Annotated in this window: 17 protein-coding genes; 11 read left to right on the forward strand and 6 right to left on the reverse strand. The window is 62.0% G+C overall.

The window, feature by feature from the left end:
• Nucleotides 1–55: 55 nt before the first annotated feature.
• The 4 genes from AAIS01_RS17725 (at nt 56) to AAIS01_RS17740 (ending at nt 5,735) form a co-directional block, all read left to right on the forward strand.
• On the forward strand, nt 56–1,501 hold the full coding sequence (locus tag AAIS01_RS17725; RefSeq protein WP_092394148.1) for an aldehyde dehydrogenase family protein: 1,446 nt from the start codon (nt 56–58) through the stop codon (nt 1,499–1,501).
• Nucleotides 1,502–1,586: 85 nt separating this feature from the next.
• Nucleotides 1,587–2,951 carry an MFS transporter gene (locus AAIS01_RS17730; RefSeq protein WP_186656175.1) on the forward strand — a complete coding sequence of 455 codons (1,365 nt, stop codon included), beginning with the start codon at nt 1,587–1,589 and terminating at the stop codon, nt 2,949–2,951.
• A gap of 13 nt (nt 2,952–2,964) precedes the next feature.
• On the forward strand, nt 2,965–4,518 hold the full coding sequence (gene garD, locus AAIS01_RS17735; protein ID WP_343469994.1) for a galactarate dehydratase: 1,554 nt from the start codon (nt 2,965–2,967) through the stop codon (nt 4,516–4,518).
• Nucleotides 4,519–4,793: 275 nt separating this feature from the next.
• Complete coding sequence (locus AAIS01_RS17740) at nt 4,794–5,735, forward strand: AEC family transporter (protein ID WP_343469995.1); 942 nt, start codon at nt 4,794–4,796, stop codon at nt 5,733–5,735.
• 145 nt (nt 5,736–5,880) lie between these two features.
• On the opposite strand, the gene AAIS01_RS17745 is transcribed toward AAIS01_RS17740, so the two are convergent.
• The 6 genes from AAIS01_RS17745 to gatC form a co-directional block, all read right to left on the reverse strand.
• Complete coding sequence (locus AAIS01_RS17745; protein WP_041024440.1) at nt 5,881–6,261, reverse strand: carboxymuconolactone decarboxylase family protein; 381 nt, start codon at nt 6,259–6,261, stop codon at nt 5,881–5,883.
• On the reverse strand, nt 6,258–7,319 hold the full coding sequence (locus AAIS01_RS17750; protein WP_343470107.1) for a calcium/sodium antiporter: 1,062 nt from the start codon (nt 7,317–7,319) through the stop codon (nt 6,258–6,260). The genes AAIS01_RS17745 and AAIS01_RS17750 overlap by 4 nt, the downstream gene beginning before the upstream one ends.
• A 49-nt stretch (nt 7,320–7,368) precedes the next feature.
• Nucleotides 7,369–7,746: a septal ring lytic transglycosylase RlpA family protein gene (locus AAIS01_RS17755; protein ID WP_092394136.1), complete on the reverse strand. Its 378-nt coding sequence runs from the start codon at nt 7,744–7,746 to the stop codon at nt 7,369–7,371.
• A 178-nt stretch (nt 7,747–7,924) separates the two neighbouring features.
• Nucleotides 7,925–9,370 (reverse strand): Asp-tRNA(Asn)/Glu-tRNA(Gln) amidotransferase subunit GatB, encoded by a 1,446-nt coding sequence (gene gatB / locus AAIS01_RS17760; protein ID WP_343469997.1) that lies wholly within the window; start codon nt 9,368–9,370, stop codon nt 7,925–7,927.
• Nucleotides 9,371–9,380: 10 nt separating this feature from the next.
• A complete protein-coding gene (gene gatA, locus AAIS01_RS17765; RefSeq protein ID WP_343469998.1) occupies nt 9,381–10,832 on the reverse strand; it encodes an Asp-tRNA(Asn)/Glu-tRNA(Gln) amidotransferase subunit GatA in 1,452 nt (483 codons plus the stop codon).
• Nucleotides 10,833–10,848: 16 nt separating this feature from the next.
• Nucleotides 10,849–11,136 carry an Asp-tRNA(Asn)/Glu-tRNA(Gln) amidotransferase subunit GatC gene (gatC, locus tag AAIS01_RS17770; RefSeq protein WP_003197816.1) on the reverse strand — a complete coding sequence of 96 codons (288 nt, stop codon included), beginning with the start codon at nt 11,134–11,136 and terminating at the stop codon, nt 10,849–10,851.
• Between the two features lie 371 nt (nt 11,137–11,507).
• Here gatC and mreB point away from each other — a divergent pair, with 371 nt between their 5' ends.
• The 7 genes from mreB (at nt 11,508) to AAIS01_RS17805 (ending at nt 21,294) form a co-directional block, all read left to right on the forward strand.
• Nucleotides 11,508–12,545 carry a rod shape-determining protein MreB gene (mreB, locus tag AAIS01_RS17775; protein ID WP_002555108.1) on the forward strand — a complete coding sequence of 346 codons (1,038 nt, stop codon included), beginning with the start codon at nt 11,508–11,510 and terminating at the stop codon, nt 12,543–12,545.
• A gap of 189 nt (nt 12,546–12,734) precedes the next feature.
• A complete protein-coding gene (gene mreC / locus AAIS01_RS17780; protein ID WP_431191935.1) occupies nt 12,735–13,784 on the forward strand; it encodes a rod shape-determining protein MreC in 1,050 nt (349 codons plus the stop codon).
• Nucleotides 13,785–14,273 carry a rod shape-determining protein MreD gene (gene mreD, locus AAIS01_RS17785; protein WP_214963638.1) on the forward strand — a complete coding sequence of 163 codons (489 nt, stop codon included), beginning with the start codon at nt 13,785–13,787 and terminating at the stop codon, nt 14,271–14,273.
• 43 nt (nt 14,274–14,316) lie between these two features.
• Nucleotides 14,317–14,913 (forward strand): Maf family protein, encoded by a 597-nt coding sequence (locus AAIS01_RS17790; RefSeq protein WP_343470000.1) that lies wholly within the window; start codon nt 14,317–14,319, stop codon nt 14,911–14,913.
• Between the two features lie 56 nt (nt 14,914–14,969).
• Complete coding sequence (rng, locus tag AAIS01_RS17795) at nt 14,970–16,427, forward strand: ribonuclease G (protein WP_047228677.1); 1,458 nt, start codon at nt 14,970–14,972, stop codon at nt 16,425–16,427.
• A gap of 61 nt (nt 16,428–16,488) precedes the next feature.
• Nucleotides 16,489–20,292, forward strand: coding sequence for a YhdP family protein (locus AAIS01_RS17800; RefSeq protein WP_343470001.1), 3,804 nt, complete (start codon nt 16,489–16,491; stop codon nt 20,290–20,292).
• A gap of 138 nt (nt 20,293–20,430) precedes the next feature.
• Nucleotides 20,431–21,294, forward strand: coding sequence for a carbon-nitrogen hydrolase family protein (locus AAIS01_RS17805; protein WP_343470002.1), 864 nt, complete (start codon nt 20,431–20,433; stop codon nt 21,292–21,294).
• Nucleotides 21,295–21,298: the final 4 nt, after the last annotated feature.

The raw sequence follows: 21,298 nt of genomic DNA on the forward strand, positions 1-21,298 counted from the left end.
ACGCAGCCAGGGACGCTCTGCGTTCCTAGACAGCTATTGTAGAAGGAGTAGCTCCGTGGCAGATTCAAAGCGTTTCGATAACTACATCAACGGTCAGTGGGTGGCCGGTGCCGACTATTGCACCAACATCAACCCGTCTGACTTGTCCGATGTCATTGGTGAATACGCCAAGGCTGATGCAGCTCAAGTCAATGCCGCCATCGAAGCCGCCCGCGCCGCGTTCCCGGCCTGGTCGACCTCGGGCATCCAGGCCCGTCACGATGCGCTGGACAAAGTCGGCAGCGAGATCCTCGCCCGCCGCGAAGAACTCGGCCAACTGCTGGCCCGGGAAGAGGGCAAGACCCTGCCCGAAGCCATTGGCGAAGTGACCCGCGCCGGCAACATTTTCAAGTTTTTTGCGGGCGAGTGCCTGCGTCTGTCGGGCGATTACCTGCCGTCGGTGCGCCCGGGTGTCAACGTCGAAGTCACTCGTGAAGCGCTGGGTGTGGTCGGCCTGATCACGCCGTGGAACTTCCCGATCGCAATCCCTGCCTGGAAGATCGCCCCGGCGCTGGCCTACGGCAACTGTGTGGTGATCAAGCCCGCCGAATTGGTGCCCGGTTGTGCCTGGGCCCTGGCGGACATCATTTCCCGCGCCGGTTTCCCGGCCGGTGTGTTCAACCTGGTGATGGGCAGCGGCCGTGTGGTTGGTGAAGTCCTGGTCAACAGCCCGAAGGTCGACGGTATCAGCTTCACCGGTTCCGTGGGCGTGGGGCGGCAGATCGCGGTCAATTGCGTGGCGCGCCAGGCCAAGGTGCAGTTGGAGATGGGCGGCAAGAACCCGCAGATTATCCTCGACGACGCCGACCTCAAGCAGGCCGTCGAACTGGCGGTGCAGAGCGCGTTCTACTCCACCGGCCAGCGTTGCACGGCGTCGAGCCGCCTGATCGTGACCGCCGGCATCCACGACAAGTTCGTGGCCGCCATGGCCGAGCGCATGCAGTCGATCAAGGTCGGTCATGCCTTGAAGGCCGGCACCGATATCGGGCCGGTGGTTTCCGAGGCCCAGCTCAACCAGGACTTGAAGTACATCGACATCGGTCAGAGCGAAGGCGCTCGGCTGGTCAGCGGTGGTGGCCTGGTGACATGCGACACCGAAGGTTACTTCCTGGCGCCGACGCTGTTTGCCGACAGCGAAGCCTCGATGCGCATCAGCCGCGAAGAAATCTTTGGCCCGGTGGCCAACGTCGTGCGCGTGGCTGACTATGAGGCGGCGTTGGCGATGGCCAACGACACCGAGTTCGGTCTGTCCGCCGGTATCGCCACCACCTCGCTCAAATATGCCAACCACTTCAAACGTCATTCCCAGGCAGGCATGGTGATGGTCAATCTGCCGACCGCCGGCGTGGATTACCATGTGCCGTTCGGCGGCCGCAAAGGTTCGTCCTACGGCTCGCGCGAGCAAGGTCGCTATGCGCAAGAGTTCTACACCGTGGTGAAAACTGCTTACATCGGATCGTAATTGCGACACCGGCCGGAGCGGGACAACCCGCCCGGCCGTACAACCAGATTTCCCGTATAAAAATAAATAGTGGAAGTAGATTTACATGCAAGAAACCAAGCCGACTCGTGTCCGCTATTTGATCCTGCTCATGCTGTTCCTGGTGACAACGATCAACTATGCCGACCGCGCAACCATCGCTATCGCCGGCTCCAGCCTGCAGAAAGACCTCGGCATCGATGCCGTTACCCTCGGTTATATCTTCTCCGCCTTCGGCTGGGCCTACGTGGCCGGGCAGATCCCGGGCGGCTGGCTGCTTGACCGATTCGGGTCGAAAAAAATCTATGCCTTGAGCATTTTTACCTGGTCGCTGTTCACCGTGCTGCAAGGCTATGTCGGTGAATTCGGCGTCTCCACCGCCGTGGTGGCGCTGTTCATGCTGCGCTTTCTGGTCGGGCTGGCCGAAGCGCCTTCCTTCCCGGGTAACGCCCGCATCGTCGCGGCCTGGTTCCCCACCGCTGAACGCGGCACCGCTTCGGCGATTTTCAACTCGGCCCAGTATTTCGCCACGGTGTTGTTTGCGCCGCTGATGGGCTGGATCGTCTACCGCTTTGGCTGGCAGCACGTGTTCATCGTGATGGGCGTGGTCGGTATCGTGTTCTCGCTGGTCTGGCTGAAGGTTATCCACAGCCCGCGTCAGCACCCGATGATCAACGAGGCCGAGTTCAATCACATCGCCGCCAACGGCGCGATGGTCGACATGGACCAGGACAAGGGCAGGGGTAAGAAGAGCGACGGTCCGAAGTGGGATTACATCCGCCAACTGTTGACCAACCGCATGATGCTCGGCGTGTACCTGGGCCAATACTGCATCAACGGCATCACCTACTTCTTCCTGACCTGGTTCCCGGTGTACCTGGTGCAGGAGCGCGGCATGACCATCCTCAAGGCCGGTTTCATTGCCTCCTTGCCGGCGATCTGCGGTTTCATCGGTGGCGTGCTCGGTGGGGTGATTTCCGACTACCTGCTGCGCAAGGGCCACTCGCTGACCTTCGCCCGCAAGGCGCCGATCATCGCTGGTCTGCTGGTGTCCAGCAGCATCGTGGCATGCAACTACGTGGACATCGAGTGGATGGTGGTGGGCTTCATGGCCCTGGCTTTCTTCGGTAAAGGTGTAGGCGCACTGGGTTGGGCCGTGGTGTCCGACACCTCGCCAAAACAGATCGCTGGTCTGAGCGGCGGCCTGTTCAACACCTTCGGCAACCTGGCATCGATCACCACGCCGATCGTCATCGGCTACATCATCAGCTCCACCGGTTCGTTCAAATGGGCGCTGGTGTTCGTGGGCTGCAACGCGCTGATGGCGGTGTTCAGTTACCTGGTGATCGTCGGGCCGATCAAACGTGTCGTGCTCAAAGAGCCCACGGCCCGGGATGATCAACTTTCCAGCCTGTCTGAAGCGAAATCCTGAAGGAGCGATGTCGATGCAACTGATTGAACATGCCGATTCGCCCCGTTACATCCGCCTGAACGAGCGGGACAACGTGGTCATTGTGGTGAATGACCAGGGCGTTCCAGCCGGAACCGAGTTCCCGGATGGCCTGGTTACCGTGGACTTTGTACCGCAGAGCCACAAGGTCACCCTGGAAGACATTCCTGAGGGCGGCGAGGTGATTCGTTACGGCCAGGTCATTGGCTATGCGCTGCAACCGATCCCCCGTGGCAGTTGGGTCAAAGAAGACCAACTGCGCATGCCCACCGCGCCGCCGCTGGACAGCCTGCCGCTGTCCACCGATGTGCCGGTGGCCGATGCGCCGCTGGAGGGCTACACCTTCGAAGGCTATCGTAACGCCGACGGTACCGTGGGCACGCGCAATATTCTGGGCATCACCACCACGGTGCAGTGCGTGACCGGAGTGCTGGACCATGCCGTCAAGCGCATCAAGGACGAATTGCTGCCCAAGTACCCGAACGTCGATGACGTGGTGGCGCTGACCCACAGCTACGGCTGCGGTGTGGCGATCACCGCCACCGACGCGTACATCCCGATTCGCACTGTGCGCAACCTGGCGCGCAACCCGAACCTGGGTGGCGAAGCGCTGGTGATCAGCCTGGGCTGCGAGAAATTGCAGGCCGGGCAGGTGATGCATGAGAACGACAGCTCGGTGGACCTCAGCGAGCCGTGGCTGTATCGCTTGCAGGATTCCAGCCACGGCTTCACCGAAATGATCGAGCAGATCATGGAACTGGCCGAAACCCGCCTGAAGAAACTTGACCTGCGCCGCCGCGAAACCGTGCCGGCGTCGGAGCTGATCCTGGGCATGCAGTGCGGCGGCAGTGATGCGTTCTCCGGCATCACCGCCAACCCAGCCTTGGGTTATGCCTCGGACTTGTTATTGCGGGCCGGGGCGACGGTGATGTTTTCCGAAGTCACCGAAGTACGCGATGCGATCTATCTGCTGACTTCCCGCGCGCAAACCCAGGAAGTCGCCCAGGAATTGGTACGCGAAATGGACTGGTACGACCGTTACCTGGCCAAGGGCGAGGCTGATCGCAGTGCCAATACCACGCCGGGCAACAAGAAAGGTGGGTTGTCGAACATCGTCGAAAAATCCCTGGGCTCGATCGTCAAGTCCGGCAGCAGCGCGATCAACGGCGTGCTTGGCCCGGGCGAGCGCGTCAAGCAAAAAGGGCTGATCTTTTGCGCGACCCCGGCCAGTGATTTTGTCTGCGGCACCCTGCAACTGGCGGCGGGGATGAACCTGCACGTGTTCACCACCGGCCGTGGCACGCCGTACGGCCTGGCGATGGCGCCGGTGGTGAAGGTCTCGACCCGCACCGAACTGGCCCAGCGCTGGCCGGACCTGATCGATATCGACGCCGGCCGCATCGCCACCGGGCGCGCCTCCATCGAGGAGCTGGGCTGGGAACTGTTCCATTACTACCTTGACGTGGCCAGCGGCAAGAAACAGACCTGGGCCGAGCGGCACAAGCTGTACAACGACATCACCTTGTTCAACCCGGCGCCGATTACTTGATGATTGCGTGATCGCTGGAGATCCAGTGTGGGAGCGGGCTTGCTCGCGAATGCGGTGGTCCAGCTGGCATTGAGGTTGGATGTGCCGCCGCCTTCGCGAGCAAGCCCGCTCCCACAGGGGATTTGCGGTGAATGTAGATGCTGTGCTCACCCAAGAACAAAATGTGGGAGCAAGCTTGCTCCGGACGGCGATCCGACGATAGCGCTTCACCAGACGCCAACGTCGTTAGTGGCTATCATTAGCCACCTAACGACACCCTTCTCAAGGTCCCCGGCATGCTGGCAATTTTCCTCGAAACCCTGAACATCACCGCCCCGGTGTTTGCCATGTTGTTTCTGGGGACACTGCTCAAGCGCATTTACTGGATCAACGACAACTTCATTCACATCGCCTCGTCCCTGGTGTTCAACGTCACCATGCCGGCGCTGTTGTTCCTCGGCATCCTGCATGCCGATCTCCACGCGGCATTGCAGCCGGACCTGTTGATCTATTTCTCCATTGCCACCCTGGTGTGCTTTGGCGTGGCCTGGGGTTGGGCGATCTGGCGGTGTCCGCGTGAGGACCGTGGCATCTATACCCAGGGCGCTTTTCGCGGCAACAACGGCGTGATCGGCCTGGCACTGGCGGCGAGCATGTATGGCGATTACGGGATTTCCCTGGGGTCGATTCTCGCGGCGCTGGTGATTCTGTTCTACAACACGTTGTCGACCATCGTGTTGGCGGTCTACAGCCCGGTGATCAAGTCCGATCCCTGGAGCATCTGCAAAAGTGTGGTCAGCAACCCGCTGATCATCAGTGTGGTCGTGGCCACGCCGTTGGCCTATTGGCAGATCGGCCTGCCGAACTGGTTCGAAACCTCGGCCCAATACCTTGCCCAGATGACGTTGCCCCTGGCGCTGATCTGCATCGGTGGCACGCTGTCGCTGGCGGCGCTGCGCAAAAGCGGCAAGATGGCCCTGAGTTCGAGCCTGGTAAAAATGATCGGCCTGCCGCTGCTGGCCACCCTCGGCGCCTGGCTTTGGGGGTTTCGCGGGGCGGAGCTGGGGATTCTGTTCCTGTACTTTGGCAGCCCCACCGCCGCCGCCAGCTACGTCATGGCCCGGGCCGCCGATGGCAACCATGAACTGGCCGCGGCGATCATCGTCATCACCACGCTGATGGCGGCGGTTACCACCAACCTGGGGATTTTTGTGTTGCAGTGGGGTGGGTGGATCTAAGCGCTGAGATTGTGGTGTTCTCAGGGGCCTCTTCGCGAGCAAGCCCGCTCCCACAGTCGACCGTATTCCCATTGGAGAACGCAGTTAATGTGGGAGCGGGCTTGCTCGCGAAGAGGCCCGGCCAGCCACTATAAAACCCGACGCCTTACTCCGGCTTTTGATACGCCTCGATCACTTCCTGCGCCGCCCTGAATGCATCGATGGCCGCCGGCACTCCCGCATACACCGCGCAATGCAGCAATGCCTCGCGAATCTCTTCAACCGTACAGCCATTGTTCAAGGCCCCGCGCACGTGGCCTTTGAGTTCCTGCGGGCATTTGAGGGCGGTGAGGGCGGCGAGGGTGATCAGGCTGCGGGTTTTGAGCGGCAGGCCTTCTCGGCTCCAGACGCTGCCCCAGGCGTGCTCGTTGACGAAGTCCTGCAGCGGCTGGGTGAATTCGGTGGCGTTGCCCAGGGCTCGGTCGACGAATGCGTCGCCCATCACTTGGCGACGCATGTCCAGGCCGGTCTTTGGGGTGTCGGTCATGGCAAATCCCTCTTGTGGTGTTGACGGCGCCAGGCGCGCAAGGAGGTGAACAGCAAGAACGCGAGCAAGGCCGGCAGCACATAGAACAGCATCAGGCGTTCCAGTTGCCCGGCCAGGGGCATGCCGGTGGTGAACGAGACGACATGGAGTCCATAGGCCAGGTACAAGCTCAAAAACAGCAGGCCTTCGGCGCGGGTGACGCGGTAGCCGGAATAGAACACCGGCAGGCACAGCACCGCCACGCCGAGCATCACTGGCAGGTCGAAATCCAACGCATTGGGGGACACCGACAGCGGCGATGGGGCGGCGAGGGCCGTCACCCCCAGCACGCCCAGCAGGTTGAACAGGTTGCTGCCGATCACGTTGCCCACGGCAATGTCTCGCTGGCCCCGCAGGGCGGCGATCAACGAGGTGGCGAGTTCCGGCAGCGAGGTGCTGACGGCGACGATGGTCAGGCCGATGATGCGTTCCGAAAGCCCCAGGTCCGTCGCCACTTCCACCGCCGCGCCCAGCAGCAAGTGCCCGGCGAAAATCAGCATCGCCAGGCCCACGACCATCATCGACAGGCTCTTGGGCCATGACACTTGTGCCACGTCCACGCCCATCCCATGCGGTCGCCCCGAATGCCGCGACTGGCGCAGCAGCAGGCCCAAGTACACCGCCAGGGCCATCAACAGCAGCACGCCGTCCAGTTGCGTCAGTTCCTCGTTCCAGGCCAGCACGAACACCAGCAGGCTGGCGCCGATCATCAGCGGGATGTCCAGGCGCACCAGTTGACGCGAGACACGCAGCGGAATGATCAGGGCGGACAACCCGAGGGTGACGAGGATGTTGAAGATGCTGCTGCCGATTACGCTGCCCACGGCGATGTCGGCGTTCTGCGCCAGGGTCGCTTGCAGGCTGACGGCCATTTGCGGGGCGCTGCTGCCAAAGGCGACCACGCTCAAGCCGATGATCAGCGGTCGCACCTGCAAGCGCGCCGCCAGGCCCACGGCGGCGCGCACCAGCAGTTCTGCACCGGCGATCAGCAACAGCAGGCCACCGAACAGTTCGATCAGGCTCAGCAGCGGGATGGCATTGAGTAGGGAAATGACCGGGCTCCGTCTATCAATCGTCGAGGGCTTGCACGCGCACTCGTGCGGTGCCGCTGCGCAACATGCCCAGTTGTTCGGCCGCAGCGCGGGATACATCGATCAGGCGGCCACGAGTGTAGGGGCCACGGTCGTTGATGCGGACCACGACACTGTCGTTGTTTTTCAGGTTGGTGACTTTCACCCGTGTGCCGAACGGCAACTGGCGATGGGCGGCGGTCAGGCCATGCTGGTTGAAGCGCTCGCCGCTGGCGGTGCGCTTGCCATGGTGCCTGGCACCGTAATAAGAGGCGACGCCGGTCTGGTCATAGCCGTGTGGATCGACCGTCCCGCTCTGGCTGGCACAACCGGCCAGCAGGGACAGCAGGGCGCAGGCGCCGAGAAGACGCTTCATGGAAAGGATTCCGAAAACAAAATGCTGGAGCAAACCCTGTGGGAGCAAAGCTTGCTCGCGACGAACGATAACGCGGTCCACTGACAGATCGAGGCGTCTTCATCGCGAGCAAGCTTTGCTCCCACAGGCTCGCTCCCACAGGGAATTGAGCCAGACAGCAAGACTGGCCCCATGGTCATCAGCCCTCGAGCTTGCTTTTAAGCAGTTCGTTGACCTGTTGCGGGTTGGCCTTGCCCTTGGAGGCTTTCATGGCCTGGCCGACGAAGAAGCCGAACATCTTGCCGCGCTTGGCTTCGTCTGCCGCGCGGTATTGCTCGACTTGCTCGGCGTTGGCCGCGAGCATTTCATCGAGTACGGCGCTGATCGCACCGGTGTCGGTGACTTGCTTCAAGCCGCGTTTCTCGATGATCTCATCGGCGCTGCCTTCACCATTGGCCATGGCTTCGAAGACCATTTTGGCGATCTTGCCGGAAATAGTGTTGTCCTTGATCCGCAACAGCATGCCGCCCAGTTGCTCGGCTGACACCGGCGACTGCTCGATCTCCAGGCCCTGCTTGTTCAGCAGGCTGCCCAACTCGACCATCACCCAGTTGGCCGCCAGCTTGGCGTCGCCGCCGATGCTCACGACTTTTTCGAAGTAATCGGCCTGTTCGCGGCTGGTGGCCAGGACGTTGGCGTCATAGCTCGACAGGCCGAACTGCGCCTGGAAGCGCTCGCGTTTCTGGGGTGGCAGTTCCGGCAAGGTGGCACGCACGTCATTGAGGAACGAGTCTTCGATCACCACCGGCAGCAGGTCCGGGTCGGGGAAGTAACGGTAGTCGTTGGCTTCCTCTTTACTGCGCATTGGACGGGTCTCGTCCTTGTTCGGGTCGTACAGGCGGGTCTGCTGGATGACCTTGCCGCCGTCCTCGATCAGTTCGATCTGGCGCTGGATCTCGCTGTTGATCGCTTTCTCGATGAAACGGAACGAGTTGACGTTCTTGATCTCGCAGCGGGTGCCGAATTCAACCTGGCCTTTGGGTCGGATCGACACGTTGCAGTCGCAACGCAGCGAGCCTTCGGCCATGTTGCCGTCGCAAATGCCCAGGTAGCGCACCAGCGCGTGGATCGCCTTGACGTAGGCCACGGCTTCCTTGGCGCTGCGCATGTCCGGTTCGGAGACGATTTCCAGCAACGGCGTGCCTGCACGGTTCAGGTCGATGCCAGTAGCGCCGTTGAATTCTTCGTGCAGGCTCTTGCCGGCGTCTTCTTCCAGGTGCGCACGGGTGATGCCGACGCGCTTGACCGTGCCGTCTTCCAGGGCGATGTCCAGGTGGCCCTTGCCGACAATCGGCAACTCCATCTGGCTGATCTGGTAGCCCTTGGGCAGGTCCGGGTAGAAGTAGTTCTTGCGGGCGAATACGTTGTGCTGGCCGATCTCGGCGTCAATCGCCAGACCGAACATCACCGCCATGCGCACGGCTTCGGCGTTGAGCACCGGCAGCACGCCGGGCATGCCCAGGTCGACCAGGCTGGCCTGGGTGTTGGGCTCGGAACCGAAGGTGGTGGAGCTACCGGAAAAGATTTTCGACCGGGTGGTGAGCTGGGTATGAATCTCCAGCCCGATCACGACTTCCCATTGCATGTGTTTCTCCTCAGAAGCCGGTTGGGGTGCGGGTGTGCCAGTCGGTGTTCAACTGGTACTGGTGCGCCACATTGAGCAGGCGACCTTCCTGGAAATACGGCGCGAGTAACTGCACGCCTACCGGCAGGCCATCGACGAAACCGGCCGGCATGGACAGGCCCGGCAGGCCAGCGAGGTTGGCGGTGATGGTGTAGACGTCTTCCAGGTACTCAGCGACCGGGTCGCTGCTCTTGGCGCCGAGTTTCCAGGCCGGGTTCGGCGTGGTCGGGCCAAGGATGATGTCGACCTCGTTGAAGGCGGCCATGAAGTCGTTCTTCACCAGCCGACGGATTTTCTGCGCCTTGAGGTAGTAGGCATCGTAGTAGCCGGCGGACAGTGCGTAGGCACCGACCATGATCCGGCGCTGCACTTCGGCGCCGAAGCCTTCGCCACGGGAACGCTTGTACAGGTCCATCAGGTTGTCCGGGTTTTCGCAGCGATAGCCGAAGCGCACACCGTCGAAACGCGACAGGTTAGAGGACGCTTCCGCCGGGGCGATCACGTAGTACGCGGGAATCGCGTGCTGCATGTTCGGCAGGCTGATGGGCTTGATCACCGCGCCGAGCTTTTCCAGCGCCTTGATGCTGTTATGGGTCAGTTCGGCGATGCGCGGGTCCAGACCAGTGCTGAAATATTCCTTCGGCACGCCGATACGCAGGCCTTGCAGCGAACCATTGAGGCTGGCGCTGTAGTCCGGCACCGGTTCATCGATGCTGGTGGAGTCGTTCGGATCGAAGCCAGCCATGCCTTGCAGCAGGATCGCGCAGTCTTCGGCGGTGCGGGCCAGCGGGCCGCCCTGGTCGAGGCTGGAGGCGTAGGCGATCATGCCCCAGCGCGATACGCGGCCATAGGTCGGCTTGAGGCCCGTGAGGTTGGTGAATGCCGCCGGCTGGCGAATCGAACCGCCGGTGTCGGTGGCGGTGGCGGCCGGCAGCAGGCGCGCGGCCACGGCGGCGGCGGAACCGCCGGACGAACCACCCGGTACGTGTTCCTGGTTCCACGGGTTTTTCACGGCGCCGTAGTAGCTCGACTCGTTGGCCGAGCCCATCGCGAATTCGTCCATGTTGGTCTTGCCCAGGGTCACGGCGCCGGCGGCGGCCAGTTTGGCAACCACGGTGGCGTCGTACGGGGCCTTGAAGTTGTCGAGCATCTTCGAGCCGCAACTGGTGCGGATGCCCTGGGTGCAGAACAGATCCTTGTGGGCAATCGGTGCGCCGAGCAGGGCGCCGCTCTCACCGTTGGCGCGACGGGCGTCCGCGGCCTTGGCCTGGCTCAGGGCCAGTTCTTCGGTGAGGCTGATGAAGCTGTTGAGCTGCGGGTCGAGCTGGGCGATGCGCGCCAGCAGGGCCTGGGTCAGCTCTTCGGAGGAAAATTTTTTATCGGCGAGTCCGCGGGCGATCTCGGCCAGGGTCATGTGATGCATGAGAGGCTCTTTCCCTTTAGTCGATGACTTTCGGAACCAGGTACAGGCCGTTTTCGACCGCTGGTGCGATGGACTGGTAGGCCTCGCGGTGATTGGACTCGGTCACGACGTCGGCACGCAGGCGCTGGCTGGCTTCCAGTGGGTGGGCCAGTGGTTCGATGCCGTCGGTGTTGACCGCCTGCATCTCGTCGACCAGCCCCAGAATGCTGTTCAGGGCAGAAGTAATGTGTGGAAGATCGGCTTCATTGAGGCCCAGACAGGCCAGATGAGCGATTTTTTCCACGTCGGAGCGTTCAAGCGCCATGGGATTCTCCAGTGGAAAACAAAACGGACGCAGTCTGTCCGTGTGTTAGATTGTCGGAACACTACCGCATTTCTACGGTCCAGTGCCCTGTATCACAGATACTGTTCCTTTTTGACGGCGTCTATTGCCATCATGCTGCGTTGCCGCTTCTCGCCATAGCGGGCTATGACTCGTCGCGGCGCCTTGCCTGACGACAATAGCCACTCGTCAAGAAAGGAACGTACCTGCGAAACAGGGCACTGGCCGCGATTGTGGGGTTTGGTGCACAGAAAAGCGGCCAATTTAACATATTGGCGCCTTGCCCAAAATCCCTGTCGTTGTTAGAGTTTGCCGCACTTTTTTACCCACGCGTTGCCTAGGGTCCCTTTCCCATGTTCAAGAAACTGCGTGGCATGTTTTCCAGCGATCTTTCCATTGACCTGGGCACTGCCAACACCCTTATTTACGTGCGCGAGCGCGGTATCGTCCTGAATGAACCCTCGGTCGTGGCCATCCGCACCCACGGTAACCAGAAGAGTGTCGTGGCTGTCGGTACCGAAGCCAAGCGCATGCTGGGCCGTACACCGGGCAACATTGCAGCCATTCGCCCCATGAAGGACGGCGTGATCGCCGACTTCAGCGTCTGCGAAAAGATGCTGCAGTATTTCATCAACAAAGTTCACGAAAACAGTTTTCTGCAGCCCAGCCCTCGCGTGCTGATCTGCGTGCCCTGCAAGTCCACCCAGGTGGAGCGTCGTGCCATCCGTGAATCGGCCCTTGGCGCCGGTGCCCGTGAAGTGTTCCTGATCGAAGAGCCGATGGCTGCTGCCATCGGTGCCGGCCTGCCGGTCGAAGAAGCCCGTGGTTCGATGGTCGTCGACATCGGCGGCGGTACCACTGAAATCGCTTTGATCTCCCTCAATGGCGTGGTTTACGCCGAGTCCGTACGTGTGGGCGGCGACCGTTTCGACGAAGCTATCATCACTTATGTGCGTCGCAACTACGGCAGCCTGATCGGTGAGTCCACCGCCGAGCGTATCAAGCAGGAAATCGGCACGGCCTACCCGGGCGGCGAAGTGCGTGAAGTCGACGTTCGCGGCCGCAACCTGGCTGAAGGCGTTCCACGTGCATTCACCCTCAACTCCAACGAAGTGCTTGAAGCGCTGCAAGAGTCGCTGGCGACCATCGTGCAGGCGGTCAAGAGTGCTCTGGAGCAGTCGCCGCCGGAACTGGCGTCGGACATCGCCGAGCGCGGCCTGGTGCTGACCGGTGGTGGCGCGCTGCTGCGTGACCTCGACAAGTTGCTGGCCCAGGAAACCGGCCTGCCGGTGATCGTTGCCGAAGACCCGCTGACTTGTGTGGCCCGCGGCGGTGGCCGTGCATTGGAAATGATGGACAAGCACACCATGGATCTGCTCTCCAGCGAATAAGCCCGCCTGGATGGTCTATGTTGTTCGCTCCCGGGCAGCACTTTGCAGTGCTGCCCGTTGACGTTTATCTTCTGTCATTCGTATCCAGGCCGGTTTGATGCCGTATGAATAAAGAAAACATTTGCCTGGGAGGAGCGGCTTATTAAACCGCTTTTTACCAAAGGCCCCTCGCTGGGTGTGCGCCTGCTGGTGCTGACCGTGCTATCGGTTGCGCTGATGGTGGTCGATGCCCGTTTCACGCTGCTCAAGCCAGTGCGCAGCCAAATGTCGCTGGTATTGATGGAATCCTACTGGATCACCGATTTGCCGCAGCGCTTGTGGCAGGGTGTGGCCAGCCAGTTTGGCAGCCGGACCGAGCTGGTGGCCGAAAACGAAAAACTCAAGACCGAAAACCTGCTGTTGCAGGGGCGCATGCAGAAGCTGGCGGCCCTCACCGAGCAGAACGTGCGGCTGCGCGAGTTGCTCAATTCTTCGGCGCTGGTCAACGAGAAGGTTGAAGTGGCCGAGTTGATCGGCATGGACCCCAACCCCTTTACCCACCGCATCATCATCAACAAGGGCGAGCGCGATGGTGTTGTCCTCGGCCAGCCGGTGCTCGATGCCCGCGGTCTGATGGGGCAGGTGGTGGAGCTGATGCCCTATACCTCGCGCGTGCTGTTGCTGACCGATACCACCCACAGCATTCCCGTGCAGGTCAACCGCAACGGCTTGCGGGCAATTGCCAGTGGCACCGGTAATCCGGAGCGTCTGGAACTGCGGCATGTCGCGGACACCGCCGACATCAAGGAGGGTGACCTGCTGGTCAGCTCCGGTCTCGGCCAGCGATTCCCGGCCGGGTATCCGGTGGCGACGGTCAAGGAGGTCATACACGACTCCGGCCAGCCATTCGCCATCGTGCGTGCGGTGCCGACCGCGGCGTTGAATCGCAGCCGATACCTGTTGTTGGTTTTCAGCGACCCCCGTACCCCGGAAGAGCGCGCCAACGACGCCGCCGTGGCCCAGGAGGCCGAGGAACGGCAGAGTGGCGAGTCGACCGCGTCCCCGATTACCCCAGCGACGGTCCCGGGCACGACACCGGCACCTCACGCACCTTCATCGACCCCGGCTACGACGCCACCCGCCGCTCCGGCTACGTCACCGGCCACGCAAGCGCCGGCGACTCAACCCGCAAGGCCCGCGGCCAAACCGCCTGTCTCCACGCCGGCCGCCGCGCCAGCCACCAGGGGAGCACGAGAATAAATGAGCCGTACACATTCCGGTAACGGCTGGATAGTCTGGCTGACGTTCGCCATCGGCCTGTTGCTCAGCGTTTCGCCGCTGCCACAATTCATGGAAATCCTGCGCCCGCTGTGGCTGGCCCTGCTGCTGGCATTCTGGGCGCTGGCGCTGCCGCACAAGGTCGGCATGGTCACCGCCTGGTGCCTGGGGCTGGCCGAGGACGTGCTGTATGGCACGTTGCTGGGGCAGAACGCGCTGATCCTGACGCTGATCACGTTCCTGGTGCTGTCGCTGCAACAACGCCTGCGGATGTTCCCCATGTGGCAACAGTGCCTGGTGATCCTGGTGATTTTCGGCCTGGCGCAGTTGGTACAGCTGTGGCTCAGCGCGCTGACCGGCAATCGCCAGCCGACCTTGGCGCTGGTGTTGCCGGCGCTGGTCAGTGCCTTGCTCTGGCCGTGGGTCAGCTTCGGTTTGCGTGGCTTGCGCCTGCGTTTCAAAATCAACTGATTCGGTCAGGCATTGGCCCGCACCTTGAGAGGGAGATGTCCTGATGAAACCGCTGTACCTCGCCTCAGGCTCGCCGCGTCGGCGTGAGTTGCTCGCGCAGATCGGTGTGTCGTTCACCGTTGTCAGCGCGGACATCGACGAAACGCCCCTGGATGACGAAACCCCGTCGGCCTATGTCGAGCGCCTGGCGCGCGGCAAGGCCGAGGCCGGGCGACGTGCTTTGGCCGCAGGCGTGGACGGCTGCGTGCTGGGCGCCGACACCGCCGTGGTGCTGGACGGGCGGATTCTGGGCAAGCCGCTGGATCAGGCCGACTCGATGGCGATGCTCTTGAGCCTGTCCGGTCGTGACCATGACGTGCTGACTGCCATTGCGGTACTGGACGGGCAACGTTGCGAGTCCCTTGTGGTCCGCAGTCGGGTGAGCTTTCGCGCCATCACCGAACAACAAGCGCTAGCCTATTGGAACAGCGGTGAGCCCCGGGACAAGGCCGGCGGCTATGGTATTCAAGGCTTGGGGGCGGTATTTGTCGCCGGGCTTGAAGGCAGCTATTCAGCCGTGGTCGGCCTGCCGCTGTGCGAAACCTCGGAGCTGTTGGGCCATTTCGGCATACCCTGTTGGCAAACCCTGAGCGCGCGCTGAGCGCCGTCTGACTTGATGCGGCCATTATCGTGAACACGCCTGAACGAGACCCAGCCATGAGTGAAGAGATCCTGATCAACATCACGCCGATGGAGTCGCGCGTGGCGGTGGTTGAAAACGGTGTTCTGCAAGAAGTTCACGTCGAGCGCACGCAAAAACGTGGCATCGTCGGCAATATCTATAAAGGCAAGGTGGTGCGGGTGTTGCCAGGCATGCAGGCGGCGTTCGTCGACATTGGCCTGGACCGCGCGGCCTTCATTCATGCCTCGGAAATCTCCATGCGTGAAGGCCCGGCCGTGGAGAGTATCAGTGCCCTGGTTCATGAAGGCCAGAGCCTGGTGGTCCAGGTCACCAAGGACCCCATCGGTTCCAAGGGCGCGCGCCTGACCACGCAGTTGTCGATTCCGTCGCGCTACCTGGTGTACATGCCGCGTACCGCTCACGTCGGTATTTCCCTTAAGATCGAAGACGAAGCCGAGCGTGAACGCCTCAAACAGGTGGTCAGCGATTGCGTGGAGAAAGAGGGTATCAAGGAAGCTGGAGGTTTCATCTTGCGCACCGCCGCCGAAGGGGCCGGGGCCGATGAGATTCTCATGGACATCCGCTACTTGCGCAGGCTTTGGGACCAGATCGCCGATCAGATCAAGACCATTGCCACCCCCAGCGTGATCTACGAAGACCTCGGCCTGGCGCTGCGGACCCTGCGGGACCTGGTCAGCCCCAAGATCGAGAAAATCCGCATCGACTCCCGGGAAACCTTCCAGAAAACCACCCAGTTTGTCGCGGAGCTGATGCCGGAAATCGCCGATCGTCTCGAGCATTACCCCGGCGAGCGGCCGATTTTCGACCTGTACGGCGTCGAAGACGAAATCCAGAAGGCCTTGGAGCGCAAAGTGCCGCTCAAGTCCGGCGGCTACCTGGTGGTGGACCCGGCCGAGGCCATGAGCACCATTGACGTCAACACCGGGGCGTTCGTTGGCCATCGCAATCTGGAAGAAACCATTTTCAAGACCAACCTGGAGGCTGCCACCGCCATCGCTCGCCAACTGCGTCTGCGCAACCTGGGCGGAATCATCATCATCGACTTCATCGACATGGAGCATGAAGAGCACCAGCGCCAGGTGCTGCGGACCCTGGAAAAACAACTCGAGCGCGACCACGCCAAAACCAACATCATCGGTATCACCGAGCTGGGCCTGGTGCAGATGACCCGCAAGCGCACCCGCGAGAGCCTTGAGCAGGTGCTGTGCGAACCGTGCAGCAGTTGCCAGGGCCGGGGCAAGCTCAAGACCCCGGAAACCGTGTGTTACGAAATCTTCCGGGAAATCCTCCGGGAGGCACGCGCTTACCAGGCCACAGGTTATAGAGTGTTGGCAAACCAGAAAGTGGTGGACCGCCTGCTCGATGAAGAGTCAGGGAACGTTGCGGAACTGGAGGCCTTTATCGGTCGCACGATTCGTTTTCAAGTGGAAACCATGTATTCCCAGGAACAATACGACGTGGTGCTGCTCTGAAGTGGCTTCATGAGCGGCAGCCCCGCGGATGTGAATACCTTTGCCAGGGGAGCCTGCTGACATGGAGCGTCTGACACGCATTTTGGCCGCGCTGACCCGTTGGGGCCTGGGCCTGTGCGCGCTGCTGTTGGTGCTGGTGGCACTGTATGTCAGCCTCGGACGGGAACTGTCTCCGCTGGTGGCCGAGTACCGCGCCGAGGTCCAGGCCCGCGCCAGCGAAGCATTGGCGATCCCCGTGCATATCGGCAGCCTGGACGGTCGCTGGAGCGCCCTGGCGCCCATTTTGCTGGCCCAGGACGTCATGATCGGCGAAGGCGCCAACGCCTTGCACCTGGATCAGGTACGGGCCGTGCCGGACTTGTGGGGCAGCCTGGTAGCGCGCCAGGTGCGCATTGCTCACCTGGAACTCAGCGGCTTGAAGATCAGCCTCAAGGAAGGCGCAGACGGCAAATGGGCCCTGGAGGGGCTGCCGGTGCAGGACGATCAGCCGCTGGATCCCCAGCACCTGCTCGAACGTATGCAGATGGTCGCGAAGCTATCGGTGCTCGACAGCCAAGTCACCTTGCAGCCGCTGGAGCAACCGCCGCTCACCTTGACCTACGTCGGCCTGAGCCTCAAGACCGGCGCCGCCCGTCAGCGTCTGGATGCACGCCTGACCCTGCCTGACGGCCAGCCCGTCGCGATCAACCTGCGCACCCGTATCCGTGCCAGCGACTGGAAGAACGGTCAGGCCGATGCTTACCTGAGCCTGCCGCAAAGCGATTGGTCCAAATGGCTGCCGGAACGCTTGACCCGACAATGGCATTTTTCCCGGATCAAGGCGGGCGCAGAGGTCTGGCTGAGCTGGGGGGCGGGCACCGTGCAAAGTGCGGCCATTCGACTGAACGCGCCGGACATCCAGGGCGCCTATGCCGAGCGCAAACCGGTACAGATCCATAACCTGGCGCTCAATGGGTATTTCCAGCGCAGTGGCCAGGGCTTCACCGCAACCTTCGATTCCCTGGCAATGAGCCTGGGCGAAACCCGTTGGGAATCGCGCCTGCAGTTGCAACAGAACAACGCCACCGAAAAAACCGAAGAACTCTGGCACGTGCAGGCTGATCGTCTCGACCTCGCACCGCTCACACCGTTGCTCCATGCCCTGGCGCCGTTGCCCGAAGGCGTTGCCACGGCGATCGACCGGCTCAAGTTCACGGGCGGCCTGCGCAACGTGCTGGTGGACTACCGCCCCCAGAACAGCGGTGATCAAAAAGTCAGCTTCGCCACGAACCTGGACACCGTGGGCTTTGATGCCTATCGCGGCGCCCCGGCGGCGCGCAATGTGTCCGGGAGCCTGAGCGGCGACCTGGGCGGCGGCGAGCTGCGCATGGACAGCAAGGATTTTTCCCTGCACCTGGACCCCATCTTCGCCAAGCCCTGGCAATACTTGCAGGCCAACGCCCGCCTGACCTGGAAGCTGGACAAACAAGGTTTCACGCTGATTGCGCCGTACCTGAAAGTACTGGGAGAGGAGGGCCGGATTGCCGGTGACTTCCTGATTCGCCTGCATTTTGACCACAGCCAGGAAGACTACATGGACCTGCGGGTCGGCCTGGTGGATGGCGACGGGCGCTATACCGCCAAGTACCTGCCGGCTGTTCTGAGCCCGGCGCTGGATGAGTGGCTGCGCACCGCCATCGTCAAGGGCGCGGTGGATCAGGGGTTTTTCCAGTATCAAGGTTCGCTGAACCAGGGCGCCGAAGACGCGGCTCGCAGTATCAGCCTGTTCTTCAAGGTGCATGATGCCGAGCTGGCCTTCCAGCCGGGTTGGCCTTCGGTGAGCAAGGTCAGCGGTGATGTTTTCGTCGAAGACAGCGGCGTGCGCATCTTTGCAAGCCAGGGCCAGTTGCTGGACACCCAGGTCAGGAATGTTTCGGTGAACATCCCCCATGTGCCCAGCGGCCAGAACTCCCATCTGCTGTTGGACGGCGAGTTCGCCGGCGGTTTGGGCGACGGTTTGAAAATCCTGCAGACGGCGCCGATTGGTACGGCGCAGACGTTCGCCGGCTGGGAAGGCGAGGGCGATCTGCAAGGTAATGTGAAGCTGGATATTCCCCTGGCCAGAGGCGAACAGCCGAAGATTCTGGTGGACTTCAAGACCGACAAGGCCCGGCTCAAGCTCAGCGAGCCGGAGTTGGAACTGACCCAGCTCAAGGGCGATTTCCGTTTCGACAGCAACAAGGGGTTGAGCGGCAAAAATATCGCGGCCCGGGCGTTCGACCGGCCCGTGACCGCGCAGATTTTTGCCGAAGGCCGTGCTGGTGAGCTGACGACGCGGGTGGCCGCCTCCGGACAGGTAGAGGTCAAGAAACTCACTGACTGGCTGAAGGTTACGCAGCCATTGCCGGTGGCCGGGGTGGTGCCGTATCAGCTGCAGGTGATCCTCGACGGTGCTGACAGCCAACTGTCGGTCAGTTCCAGTCTCAAGGGCGTGGCCGTGGATCTGCCCGCGCCCTTCGGCCTGGCGGCCGATGCCGGGCGTGACACGGTGTTTCGCATGACCCTGCAAGGGCCGGAGCGCCGTTACTGGGTCGATTATGGTGATCTGGCCAGTTTCACCTACGCGGCGCCGAGCGGGCAGGTGGCTGACGGTCGCGGTGAGCTCTTGCTCGGTAGCGGTGATGCGATTCTGCCAGGAGGCAAGGGCCTGCGCCTGCGCGGGACGCTGTCGGAACTGGACGTGAGCCCGTGGCAGGATCTGGTGGGCAAGTATGCGGGGCAGGATCCGGGCGGTAGCGCCAAACAATTGCTCAGCAGCGTTGATCTGAACATTGGCAAGCTCACCGCCATGGGCACCACCCTGGACCGGGCGTCGGTGCAGTTGGACCGCAAGCCTGACGCCTGGGCTTTGCGATTGACCAGCCAGCAGGCCAAGGGCACCGCCAGTCTGCCGGACGCGAAGGCCGCACCGATCGGTATCAAGCTTGACTACATTCGTCTGCCGGCCGCCGACCCGACGGTTCAGACCGATGAAAACGCACCGGACCCGCTGGCCTCGGTCGACCCCAGCAATATTCCGGCCATGGATATTGTCATTGACCAGTTGTTCCAGGGGCCCGACCTGATTGGTGCCTGGTCGTTGAAGGTGCGTCCGACAGGCAAGGGCATTGCCTTGAACAACCTGGATATGGGCCTCAAGGGCATGGTCTTGAGCGGCAGTGGCGGCTGGGAAGGTGTCCCCGGCTCAACCAGCAGTTGGTACAAAGGCCGCATCGGTGGCAAGAACCTGGCCGATGTGCTCAAGGGCTGGGGCTATGCGCCGAGCGTGACCAGCCAGAAATTCCATCTGGATGTCGATGGGCGCTGGCCTGGCTCACCGGCATGGGTCGCCACGAAACGTTTTTCCGGGAGTCTCGATGCGTCGCTGAACAAGGGGCAGTTCGTCGAGGTAGAAGGGGGCGCTCAAGCGTTGCGGGTGTTCGGTCTGTTGAATTTCAACTCCATCGGCCGACGCTTGCGTCTGGACTTCTCAGACCTGTTCGGCAAAGGCTTGAGCTACGATCGGGTCAAGGGACTGCTGGTGGCCAGCGACGGTGTCTATGTGACCCGTGAGCCGATCACCCTGACGGGGCCGTCGAGCAACCTGGAGCTCAACGGCACACTGGATATGGTCGCCGATCGGGTCGACGCCAAGTTGCAGGTGACGCTGCCGGTGACCAACAACCTGCCCATTGCAGCGCTGATTGTCGGCGCACCAGCGGTGGGTGGGGCGCTGTTTCTGATCGACAAGCTGATTGGCGACCGTGTGGCGCGCTTTGCCAGCGTAAGATACGACGTCAAGGGCCCGTGGAAAGAGCCGAAGATTACCTTCGACAAGCCGTTCTGACAGGCGATGAAAATCCCCTTGTGGGAGCGAGCCTGCTCGCGATTGCGGTGGATCAGTAAAAGAGATGCCGACTGATCCACCGCAATCGCGAGCAGGCTCGCTCCCACAGAGGGCACTACCAAGCAACGGGGAAGCACCATGCCAGTGGCAGTGATTCAAATGGTCAGCCAAAGCGATGTGCTCGCCAATCTGGCCCGCGCTCGTGTGCTGCTGGAACAGGCTGCCGCTGGCGGCGCAAGGCTGGCGGTGCTGCCTGAAAACTTTGCGGCCATGGGCCGGCGGGATGTGGCGGACATCGGTCGCGCCGAAGCCTTTGGTCAGGGGCCGATCCTGCCCTGGTTGAAACAGACCGCCCGTGACCTCAAGTTATGGATTGTGGCCGGCACGCTGCCGTTGCCGCCGGTGGACCAACCGGACGCCAGGGTACATGCCTGTTCATTGCTGATCGACGATCAGGGCCAGATCGTCGCGCGCTACGACAAGCTGCATCTGTTTGACGTGGACGTGGCGGATAATCGCGGCCGTTATCGCGAGTCTGATGACTATGCTTATGGCTACAACGTGGTAGTGGCCGATACACCTGTAGGACGGGTTGGCCTGTCGGTTTGTTATGACTTGCGTTTCCCGGAACTCTATAGCGAGCTGCGCGCCGCCGGGGCTGAATTGATCACCGCGCCCTCGGCATTTACCGCCGTGACCGGCGCCGCCCATTGGGAGGTGCTGATTCGCGCCCGGGCCATCGAGACCCAGTGTTACGTGCTGGCCGCCGCCCAGGGCGGGGTGCATCCGGGGCCACGGGAAACCTTTGGCCATGCAGCGATTGTCGACCCATGGGGTCGCATACTGGCTCAACAGGATCAAGGCGAGGCCGTGCTGGTGGCCGAGCGCGACAGCAGCGAACAGGCGTCCATCCGGGCGCGCATGCCGGTGGCCAGCCATCGGCGCTTTTTCTCGCAGGGCGCTCGACAGCGGCCTGTCCAAGACGACGAATTCAAGGCGTAGAACA

The sequence above is a fragment of the Pseudomonas halotolerans genome (assembly GCF_039581215.1).
Lineage (GTDB): Bacteria > Pseudomonadota > Gammaproteobacteria > Pseudomonadales > Pseudomonadaceae > Aquipseudomonas > Aquipseudomonas tehranensis.